The sequence below is a fragment of the Streptomyces sp. NPDC002130 genome, from assembly GCF_040296465.1.
Lineage (GTDB): Bacteria > Actinomycetota > Actinomycetes > Streptomycetales > Streptomycetaceae > Streptomyces.
This window is the reverse complement of sequence record NZ_JBEOXI010000295.1, coordinates 1-9,142: the sequence shown is the minus strand read 5'-3', so window position 1 is coordinate 9,142 and position 9,142 is coordinate 1. Positions and strand designations below refer to the sequence as shown.

9 protein-coding genes and 4 pseudogenes are annotated in these 9,142 nt (G+C 70.8%); 7 read left to right on the top strand and 6 right to left on the bottom strand.

The window, feature by feature from the left end:
- From ABT116_RS35735 to ABT116_RS35725, 3 genes and pseudogenes are all read left to right on the top strand, one after another.
- Nucleotides 1-95 (top strand): annotated as a pseudogene (locus ABT116_RS35735) (M24B family metallopeptidase); the annotation flags it as partial.
- Between the two features lie 70 nt (nt 96-165).
- Nucleotides 166-669, top strand: a complete 504-nt coding sequence (locus ABT116_RS35730) for a TlpA family protein disulfide reductase (RefSeq protein WP_351642729.1) — start codon at nt 166-168, stop codon at nt 667-669.
- On the top strand, nt 666-2,624 hold the full coding sequence (locus tag ABT116_RS35725; RefSeq protein ID WP_351642727.1) for an ABC transporter ATP-binding protein: 1,959 nt from the start codon (nt 666-668) through the stop codon (nt 2,622-2,624). The genes ABT116_RS35730 and ABT116_RS35725 overlap by 4 nt, the downstream gene beginning before the upstream one ends.
- On the opposite strand, the gene ABT116_RS35720 is transcribed toward ABT116_RS35725, so the two are convergent.
- Both ABT116_RS35720 and ABT116_RS35715 read right to left on the bottom strand, forming a co-directional pair.
- A complete protein-coding gene (locus ABT116_RS35720; RefSeq protein ID WP_351642724.1) occupies nt 2,605-4,479 on the bottom strand; it encodes an AfsR/SARP family transcriptional regulator in 1,875 nt (624 codons plus the stop codon). The genes ABT116_RS35725 and ABT116_RS35720 overlap by 20 nt on opposite strands.
- Nucleotides 4,480-4,508: 29 nt before the next feature.
- On the bottom strand, nt 4,509-4,961 hold the full coding sequence (locus tag ABT116_RS35715) for a S26 family signal peptidase (RefSeq protein ID WP_263212629.1): 453 nt from the start codon (nt 4,959-4,961) through the stop codon (nt 4,509-4,511).
- A 298-nt stretch (nt 4,962-5,259) separates the two neighbouring features.
- On the opposite strand from ABT116_RS35715, the gene ABT116_RS35710 reads away from it, so the two are divergent.
- From ABT116_RS35710 to ABT116_RS35695, 4 genes and pseudogenes are all read left to right on the top strand, one after another.
- Entirely contained in the window at nt 5,260-5,463 is a 204-nt protein-coding gene (locus ABT116_RS35710) for a hypothetical protein (RefSeq protein ID WP_031104385.1), read from the top strand.
- Between the two features lie 2 nt (nt 5,464-5,465).
- On the top strand, nt 5,466-5,666 hold the full coding sequence (locus ABT116_RS35705) for a hypothetical protein (protein ID WP_351642719.1): 201 nt from the start codon (nt 5,466-5,468) through the stop codon (nt 5,664-5,666).
- Between the two features lie 101 nt (nt 5,667-5,767).
- Nucleotides 5,768-6,378 (top strand): annotated as a pseudogene (locus tag ABT116_RS35700) (transposase); the annotation flags it as partial.
- 9 nt (nt 6,379-6,387) lie between these two features.
- The gene (locus ABT116_RS35695) at nt 6,388-6,675 is read left to right on the top strand and encodes a hypothetical protein (RefSeq protein WP_351642735.1); all 288 of its coding nucleotides are present in this window, start codon (nt 6,388-6,390) and stop codon (nt 6,673-6,675) included.
- A gap of 63 nt (nt 6,676-6,738) precedes the next feature.
- On the opposite strand, the gene ABT116_RS35690 is transcribed toward ABT116_RS35695, so the two are convergent.
- From ABT116_RS35690 to ABT116_RS35680, 4 genes and pseudogenes are all read right to left on the bottom strand, one after another.
- On the bottom strand, nt 6,739-7,041 hold the full coding sequence (locus tag ABT116_RS35690; RefSeq protein WP_351642732.1) for a hypothetical protein: 303 nt from the start codon (nt 7,039-7,041) through the stop codon (nt 6,739-6,741).
- A pseudogene (locus tag ABT116_RS51005) lies at nt 7,011-7,346 on the bottom strand (transposase); the annotation flags it as partial. The pseudogene ABT116_RS51005 and the gene ABT116_RS35690, both read right to left, overlap by 31 nt.
- Before the next feature lie 12 nt (nt 7,347-7,358).
- Nucleotides 7,359-7,531, bottom strand: a pseudogene (locus tag ABT116_RS51000) (IS5/IS1182 family transposase); the annotation flags it as partial.
- 206 nt (nt 7,532-7,737) lie between these two features.
- Nucleotides 7,738-9,142, bottom strand: a 1,405-nt coding sequence (locus tag ABT116_RS35680) for a WD40 repeat domain-containing protein (RefSeq protein WP_351642716.1), incomplete at its 5' end; no start/stop codon positions are given.

The window sequence follows — 9,142 nt, the reverse complement described above, 5'->3', positions numbered from 1 at the left end:
AGCCGGGGATGTGCCTCACCGTCGAGCCCGGGCTGTACTTCCAGGCCGATGACCTGACCGTACCGGAGGAGTACCGGGGCATCGGGGTGCGGATCCTCTTCCGCACCGGCCGGCCGGCCCCGGTCGCCGCCCGTCCACGCGCCGTCCACAAGTGAGGTCCCCTTCATGCCTTTTCTGATTGCCGCCGTCGTCCTGGTCGGTGTGCTGTGCCTGTTCGACCTGCTCCTCACCTTCGCGGTGCTGCGCCGGCTGCGCGAGCACACCGCGGAACTCGAACGGCTGGCGGGCCGGCCCAGCTTCTCCTCGTACGACCCGGGCATGCTGGTGGGCCACCGGCTTCCGGAAGCCGCCCGGGCATCCGGCGCCACCCTCGTGGCCTTCTTCGACGCGCAGTGCGACACCTGCCACGACCACGCGCCGAAGTTCGCCGTCCGGGCCCGCCGGTACGGGGCGCTGGCGGTGGTGTCGGGCGACGGGGCGCGCGCCGACGAGCTGGTCGCCGCGGTGGGTCCGGACGCGGCGGTGATCCGGGGTGAGGGCGCCCACGCCGTGGCCGACGACATGGGCATCCAGGCCTTCCCCACCTTCGTCCTGGTCGACGGGGAGGGCTCCGTGGTGCAGGCGTCCACCGAGCTGGCCGAGCTGCCCGAGCCGGCCCCGGCGGCGTGAGCGTGGAGAACGGACCGCAGGCCGGGCCCACCGGGCGGGCGGTCACGGCGGGGCCGAGGCGGACCGTGCGGCACCTCGGGGTCGCCTGGTCGATGTGCTGGCGGGCGGGACCGTGGCACGCGCTGGCGTACTCGCTCGTCACCGTCGTCCTCGGCCTGCTGCCCACCGCCACGGCATGGCTGACGAAACTCGTCGTGGACGACCTGGCCGGCGGACGACCGGAACACGTGCTGGAGTTGGCGGCGGGCCTGGCCGCCGTGGGCCTCGCGGCCGGTGTGCTGCCGCACCTGAGCGGTTACCTGCAGAACGAACTGGGCCGCCGGCTGGACCGCTTGATGCAGGACCGCCTGTACGGCGCCGTCAACCGGCTGCAGGGGCTGTCCCGGTTCGAGAACCCCGGGTTCCGTAACGACCTCAACATGGCCATGCAGGCGTCCGGGGGCGGGCTCGGCCCCGTCACCACGGGCCTGTTCGACACTGCGCGCAACGTCATCACGCTCGTGAGCCTGCTCGGGACGCTGGCGCTGCTGAGCCCGTCGATGGCCGCACTCGTCACGGTGGCCGCCGTCCCCGCGCTCCTCGCGCGGCTCTCCCTGTCCCGGCGCAGGGTCGGCATGCTCGCGGGAGTCTCCCCCGCGGTCCGCCGCCAGGTCTTCTACTCGCTGCTTCTCACCGACGTCCGCAGCGCGATGGAGACCCGGCTGTTCGGCCTCGGCGACTTCCTCAAGGGGCGCATGCTCACGGAGCTCGCGATCCGGCAGGAGGGCGAACAGCGGCTCGACCGCCAGGAGGCGCGGACGCAGTCCCTCCTCGCGCTGCTGTCCACGGTGGTCGCGGGACTGGGACTCGTGTGGGCGGTGCGGGCCGCCACGACCGGGGCCCTGAGCGTGGGCGACGTGACGGCGTTCGTCGCCGCCGTGGCCGGTACCCAGGCCGCCCTGACCGGTCTGGTGGACAACGTCGCGATGGCGCACGAGGCGCTGCTCGTCTTCGGGTACCACGACAAGGTGATGTCGCTCCCCGACGACCTGCCGTCGGCGGACCCTTCGGGGCGACTGCCGGCCCTGCGCCGGGGCATCGAACTGCGCGGCGTCTGGTTCCGGTACGCCGAGGACCATCCGTGGATTCTCCGGGGCGTCGACCTGACCGTCCCGCACGGAACCGCGGTCGCCCTCGTCGGGCTGAACGGCGCGGGGAAAAGCACCCTGATCAAACTGCTCTGCCGTTTCTACGATCCGACCCAAGGGGCGATCTACTGGGACGGAGTGGACATCCGCGACGTGCCGCCGGCCGAACTGCGCCGTCGTATGGGCGTGTTGTTCCAGGACTACATGTGTTACGACCTGACGGCGGCGGAGAACATCGGCGTCGGGGAACTCCAGGCGCTCGACGACCGCCCGCGACTGCGCGAGGCCGCCCGGCTCGCCGATGCCGACGGCACCGTGGAGCGGCTGCCCCGTGGTTACGACACCATGCTCAGCCGCATATTCGCCGACCAGGCCGAGGACGACCCGCAGTCCGGGGTCGTGCTCTCCGGCGGCCAGTGGCAGCGGCTGGCGCTCGCCCGCACCCTGCTGCGCGACGACCGGGACCTGCTGATCCTGGACGAGCCCAGTGCCGGCCTGGACGCCCAGGCGGAGGCGGAGATCCACGCCCGGCTGCGCGAACACCGGGCGGGGCGCACCAGCCTGCTCGTCTCCCACCGGCTCGGCGCGGTCCGCGAGGCGGACGCGATCGTCGTGCTGGAGGGCGGCCGGATCGTGGAAAGGGGAACGCACGAGCAGCTCATGGCCGGGGAGGGCGAGTACGCGCGTCTGTTCGCCATCCAGGCCGAGGGCTATCGCGCCCCGGACGCACCCGAGGCCCCGGACGCCCCGGCTCGTCCGGACGTGGCGGACCGGCCCGGGGCACCGGCGGCGGAGCCGTCGCACGCGGTCATATCGCCGATCCGCTGAGCACCGGCTCCCTGTAGCGGACCTGGTCGCGGGCGGCGAGCTCTCGCGCGTACAGGCCCGCGAGATCAGGCATCCGGAACCCCTCGCGCGCCACCGGAGTGAGCAGCCCGACGGTCACCAGGCAGTCCAGGGCCCGCTCGGTGACCGGCAGGGCGGCGCCGATGGCCTCGGCGGCGCGCGTCGCGCTGAAGGATGCCCCGAGGGTGCACAGCCGGCGGAACGCCCGTGCGGCGGCGCGGTGTTCGGGGTCGTGGGCCGACAGCTCCCGGTAGCTCCTGGCGTACGACGAGCGCATCGCCAGGTCGGCGACCCGTAATTCGTCGAGGGTGCGCGCCGGGTCGCGCAGCCGGGCGGCGAGTCCGGCGAGGCTCCCCTGCGGGCGGCCGGCGCAGCGGGCCCCCGCGATGCTGAGCGCGAGGGGGTTTCCGTGGCAGAGCCGTGCGATCTCCCGCGCCGCCCGGGGCTCCGCGGTGACGCGCGCGTCCCCGGCCAGCAGGGACAGCAGGCGGACGGAGTCCGTTTCGTCCAGGGGGTCCACCGGCACATGCACCGCGTCCAGCGCGGGCAGGACGCTCCGGCTCGTGACCAGCACCGCGCACCCCGGGCCTGCGGGCAGCAGCGGAAGGACCTGGCCGCGGTGGAAGGCGTTGTCGACGACCACGAGGACGCGCCGGCCCGCGACCATGGACTGGTAGTAGGCCGAGACCTCGGAGAGGGCGGTCGGCACGTCCGCCCTGGGCATGCCGAGCGAACGGAGGAAGTGGCGCAGCACGGTGACCGGGGTCAGGGGGCCGGCGCCGGCCCGCGGGCTGTCGAGATCGACGTAGAGCTGGCCGTCGGGGTAGTCCGCGGCGGCCCGGTGGGCGACGTGCAGGGCCAGCGCCGACTTCCCGCGTCCGGCCGGCCCGTGCAGCACCACGACCGGCGCCCCGGCGGTCGTTCCGTCCCGGGTGCGCAGGGCGTCCCGCACCAGGGACGTCTCGTGCGCCCGTCCGGCGAACGGCCCGGGAGCCCGGGGGAGCTGGCGCGGCACCGTACCGGTGGCCGGGTGCGCGGGCCGCGCCGTCGTCAGGGCGGTGACCTCCGGGACGGACGTCGGATCCGGTTCCCGGCGCAGCACGGCCTGTTGGGTGCGGCACAGCTCCGGCCCCGGGTCCAGGCCGAGTTCGTTGCGCAGCGTTTCGCGGGCGTCGGTGAAGGCGGCGAGCGCGCCGGCCGTGTCGCCGCTGTGGTGCAGGGCGAGCATCAGGCGGCTGCGCAGCCGTTCGCGCAGGGGATGCCGGCGCACGGCCCGGCGCAGGGTGTCGACCACGGCCGCCCCGGTACCGCGCGCGAGTTCCACGTCCGCCTGTGCCTCGATCGCGCTCAGGTACCGCTCGGTGAGGTCCGCCGCGATGCCCTCCAGGGCGGGTCCTTTGACGACGTTCTCCAGTGGCGCCCCGTGCCAGAGTGCCAGGGCGCCGCCCAGTGCGCGGGTGGCCCCCGCCAGGTCGTGCCCGGCCGCCGCCTGCCGTGCCCGCTCGACGAGGGCCTCGAAGCGGGCGATGTCGGTCTCGCCGTCGTCCGTCCGGAGCGCGTAGCCGGAGCGGGACGTGATCAGCCGGGGGTGCGTGCCGTCCGCGGCGGGCGGCAGGAGCCGGCGCAACTGCATCACATACGTGCGCAGATTGGGCACCGCCGACCGGGGCGGGGTGCCGCCCCAGAGTTCTTCCACGAGGGCGGGCACGGAGACGACGCCGCCCCGGTGGGCGACCAGCATCGCGAGAATGGTGCGCTGTTTGTCAGCGGCTATACGGACGGTCTGGCCACCGTCCACGATTTCCAGCGGGCCGAGGGCCCGGAACTCGACGGTCATGCTTGTGGCTGTCCCCCGGTATGTGATTTTTACAAAGCACTGCCGCCCAGTCGGCGGACCGCCACGCCCATGATCCGGTCGGCCTCGAAAAATCCCCGATGACGGGAATCAATACTGTCCGGATTGTCGCCGAGCACCACCAGCCGCCCGTCCGGGACCTCGGTGAGGTCTCCGCCTCCCGGTATTCCTTCCGGAATACGGTCCCCGGGAAGCGCGGCGGCCCGCTTGATGTTCCATGCGCGGTCGCTCAGCGGTTCGTAGTCGCCCGTCCTTCGCGGGGGCTGCAGTACGACGATGTCCCCGGTCCGCACCTGGTCGACGGTGCGGCGTTCCACCACCACCCGGTCGCCGGGCGAAAGCGTCGGCGCCATGCTGGTGCCTTCCACGGTGACCACGGTGTATCGGCCGCGTATGCGGAGCGCGGCAAGGACGGCGCCGGCGAGGCCGACAAGGAACCCGACGGCAATCAACAGAACAGGCACAGACACCCCCCGCGGGTTCCGCTGTCGGTGTGATCGTGCCCGCCCGCCGTATTGCCTGTCAATGTATTTCTTCTTGCCCCCGCGGGAAACCCGGGGGGGCGTCGCGCCCTGTTCGCTCCCTTTGCCATTCGCGTGGAAGTTGGGTGTCTATGGGTGTATCGGGCGGTTCGCTGGACACGGTTTGCGGACCGGTCTCTTCCGCTCGCTGTATCCGAACTGTACGAAGCGCCGTATCTGCCGTTGCTACGGTCGAATCTGCTTCTTTCCGGCGGTGCGTACTCGAAAGGAAACGGCAGTGATGGGATTCATGGGGACGATGGGCGACAAGATCCTGGGCAGGCTCGTGCCCAAGGCCGTGGCCCAGGCGGACACCACCTTCCAGAAGATCTGCTACTGCAGCCAGCGCAACAGCTTCTACTACCGGCAGACCTGCCATGTGGTCGGTGGCTACACCTCCTGCGGCACCTGCTACCTCAGCTCGCCCTGCCGGCCGTCGGCCTGACGGTGACATGGCGATCGAGCCGCGGACGCGCCGTCCGCGGCCCGATCGGCGCGCTGTTCGTCCGGAGGCCGCTCAGCCTCGTCGCCCCGCACCCGCTGCCGGGGGACGGCGGCGGCGTCCTTCAGGACCCCGAGAGAAGCTTCCCGCTCCTGAAGGACGGTCTGCCGGAGGAGGCCCTGCTGCCCCTGGGGCGACCGCTCTGAGAGGGCGGTATGTGGCGTGATACTGCGTTTGTTGTCGCTGGAACGTGTGGCGCAGGCGTATCGGGGCTGATCGGGGGGCCTGTCGTGCTGGAGTGTTCCTCGTGAGCTATCGCCAGCCCTACAAGAGCGACTTATCCGATGAGCGGTGGGCCCTGATCGAACCCGTCATCGCCTCCTGGAAGGCTCAGCATCCCTCCGTCAGCGGCCACCGGGGCGCCTACGAGATGCGGGAGATCGTCAACGCCCTGCTCTACCAGTCCCGTACCGGCTGCCAGTGGGACTACCTCCCCCACGACCTGCTGCGCTGGCAGGTCCGCGAGAGCCGGGGGCGGTTCCCAGGCCGCAAACGCGGCCTGGCAGTTGATGTTCTCGGTCTGGTGATCGCGGTGGTGGTACTGGCCGCGTCCGCGCACGACAACGCCGCCGGCATCGCCTTGCTGGACAAGGTCGCCGCCGACACCGACACAGTGCACAAGGCCCTGGTGGACCAGGGGTTCAAGACCGCCGTCATCGACCACGGGCAGAAGGTGGGCATCGACGTCGAAGTCGTCGAGCGCAACCCGGCAACCAGCGGGTTCGTCCCGCAGCCGAAGAGGTGGGTGGTGGAGCAGGTGAACGGGATCATGATGCCGCCTCCGCCGAGTCGAGGGTGTACTGGGCCATAAGCGACCGGATGACCCGGATGCTCACCGCGACGTCCGCTCCCACTTGGGCGCGGCGCATGAGCGGCAGCGACCTGACCTTGGGAGCGGTGCCGGCGCACCTGGAGGAGCAAGAGCGCGAGATCGCCGCGCAAGCCGAGGCCACGCGAGGACGCATCGCGGAACTCACCGCGCAATTGGAGGAGTTCGACCGGCTCGCCGAGGAAGTACGCATCACCCGCAAGACCCTGCTGGCGCTACCTGATCCATCCCCGCCGACGCCGCCGGCCGCGAACCTGCCGGACCATCCGGCCTACCAGCAGATCATGGCGGTGTTCGCCGCGGCCGACGCCCCACTGCGGGCCTGACGGAGACCGAGCAGGGGCTGTTCACCCTGCCGCGACCGTAACCTCGGTCGCTGACATCGGGCATCAGCTCGCGCGTCGCCCTGCGAGCAAGTCCTGGAGCGACTGGGACTGGAGCTGCAGGGGCGGAGCCATGTCGCCGAAGGACTTGCTAAACGCTTGCGGCGACCGCTCCAGTTCCATGAGCACGTGCTCTGCTGTGTCGTTCCCGGCAAGGTGTGGCGCCAGGGCCGCGCAGACCCGAACGCCTGCATGCGGGTCAGCCAGCCAAGGGCGCGTGTCGCCGCCGAGGTGACCGATGGCGATCACCATCGTCGCCAGGTCGTACGAGAATCCCTTCAGGGCGAGGTTCGCAGGCGGCGCAGACATATGGACTGCAGGCCAGTTCGAGCAGGCCCTGGTGGAAATCGGCGCGTCGCTCGTAGCGGGTGCGTCGTCGTTCAAACTGGTGCAGCCAAGCGAAGGCGCGCTCGAACAGCGGAGCGCACGTTGCCCAGTCCGGATCCGTGGGGGACGCCGTGTCGCGAGATCAGCGGCTTTGCGCCCCGCTTCCGCAGCAGACGGCGGTGCTTGCCGAAGTCGTGGCCTCGGTCGGTATACCGGCACCGGGGCCTGCGGCGGGGACGTCCCCGCATACCCCGAATCGGTGGGATGGCGTCGAGTAGCGGCAGGAGCCGGTGGGCGATCAAGTGGTGCTTCGACCACGGGCGGGCGCGGTCGACGGGTGAGGTCCGACGTGATGCTTCCTTCGAGAGCCCGGACGTGCGACCCGTCCACGGAGCAGTTCGTCCAGGTCCAGCAGGCCGGCGCTGCGCAGCCCGGTCAGCAGGGCGGCGTGCAGGCAGGGCCAGACGCCGCTGACGCTGGCGGTCCTCGGTCCACCAGGCGGCGATGTCGGTATACGGGCCCGAATTTCTGTTATCTGGGGGGTGATCGACGACACGAGCCACGAGGGCCTACGGATCCTGCCTGTAGTCGTCACCCAAGCGCAGGCCCAGAACAGCCGGCCCAGTGGCTACGCGTTGCGGCATCCGCAAGCGCGGAGCCGGCACCGGAGCACTCCGGTCAGGAACAGACCGGCCGAGCCGGTACGCGCGCCGGAAGACCGCCTTTCTCGTCAGCGCTGAACGGCTGGTGACCGATCACTTCGCACAGCTCCCGTCGCCAGCTATCGGGATCGAGGTGCAAGGGTCCGCCGGTGTTGATCGAGTTCTGATAGATCACGGACCTGCCGTCCGGAGTGATGTCCCAGAAGACGTACGAGCCGTCTGCCAGGTATTGACTGGAGGGCACCCGCCCGAAGTCGTACGACTCGCGATAGCTGCGCCTGCCGACCTCGTAGATCCGTACGGAACTGTTGGCTGCCACGGCGAAGCCGCCCTCCCCGTCGATGAACCTGGCCGCGTATGGCGTCGCCGCGTCCTCAGCCACGCTGCGCAGCGGCCCCAGTTCCCTGCGCAGCGGGTCACGCCGCCACAGTTCCACGATGCCGCCGCTGCGCATGGCGGCGAAGTAGCGACCGCTGGGATCGAATTGCGTGGCGACGGTGTTGATAGGCACCCTCACGGTCGTCTTCGTACGTCCCGTGGCGAGGTCGACGACACGGACGGTGGGATCGCCCCGGAGGAGCACGGCCACCTGGTTGTCCCCCGGGTAGTGACCGACCTTCACCGTCGGCGGAGTGCTCGCGCTGCGGCTGTCGGCGATGATGGTCTTGATGTCGAAGTGGGCAAGTTGCCTGCCCGTGCGCGTGTCCCACTGCTGCACCCGTGTCCCGGAGACGGTCACGAGGTGTGCGTCCCGGTCGAAGAAGTACTGGAACTCTGACGTGGACGGCGGTTTGGGGACGGTGATCCGGGCCGTCTGGCGCAGTGTGGACACCTCCCGGATGAGGACGGTGTCCTCCGCCACCCAGTCGGCCAGGAGCGTCCGGTCCGAGTTGAGCGCCAGCAGGTACGCGTCCTTGGGGTACCAGTACGGTCGCGGGCGGCTCGCCTCGGCAGTCGGCGGGTCGCCCGCCTTGCTTGCCACGGACCGGACCTGCAGGCTCGCACCGTCGTCCACGAGGCTGATGGTCCTACTGCCGTCCGCGCTGAGTTTCTGATCGTTCACATCGACGACGTTGGGCTCGGTGAACAGTTCGACGTAATTGATCAACGATCGGTCGTGTGCCGCGGCGAACAGTCTGCCGCCGCTGGACACCAGATCCCAGGCGATCACCACAGTTCCTCTGGGCCGGGCGGACTCGCTGATCGACTTGCCCTGGAAAAGGTCCGTCAGCACCAGCCTGCCCGGCGTGCCCGTGACGACGTACCGCCCGGTTACGTCGACGCCCTCGAGTCCGCAGTCCCCGTCGTCCCAGACGTAGCGGCGCCCCCGCTGGGCGCCGTCGGAGATTCGCCACAGGGTGAGTGATGTGGCCGAGCGCCCGTCGGGGCGGCACACGACGACGGTCGATCGGTCGCCAGAG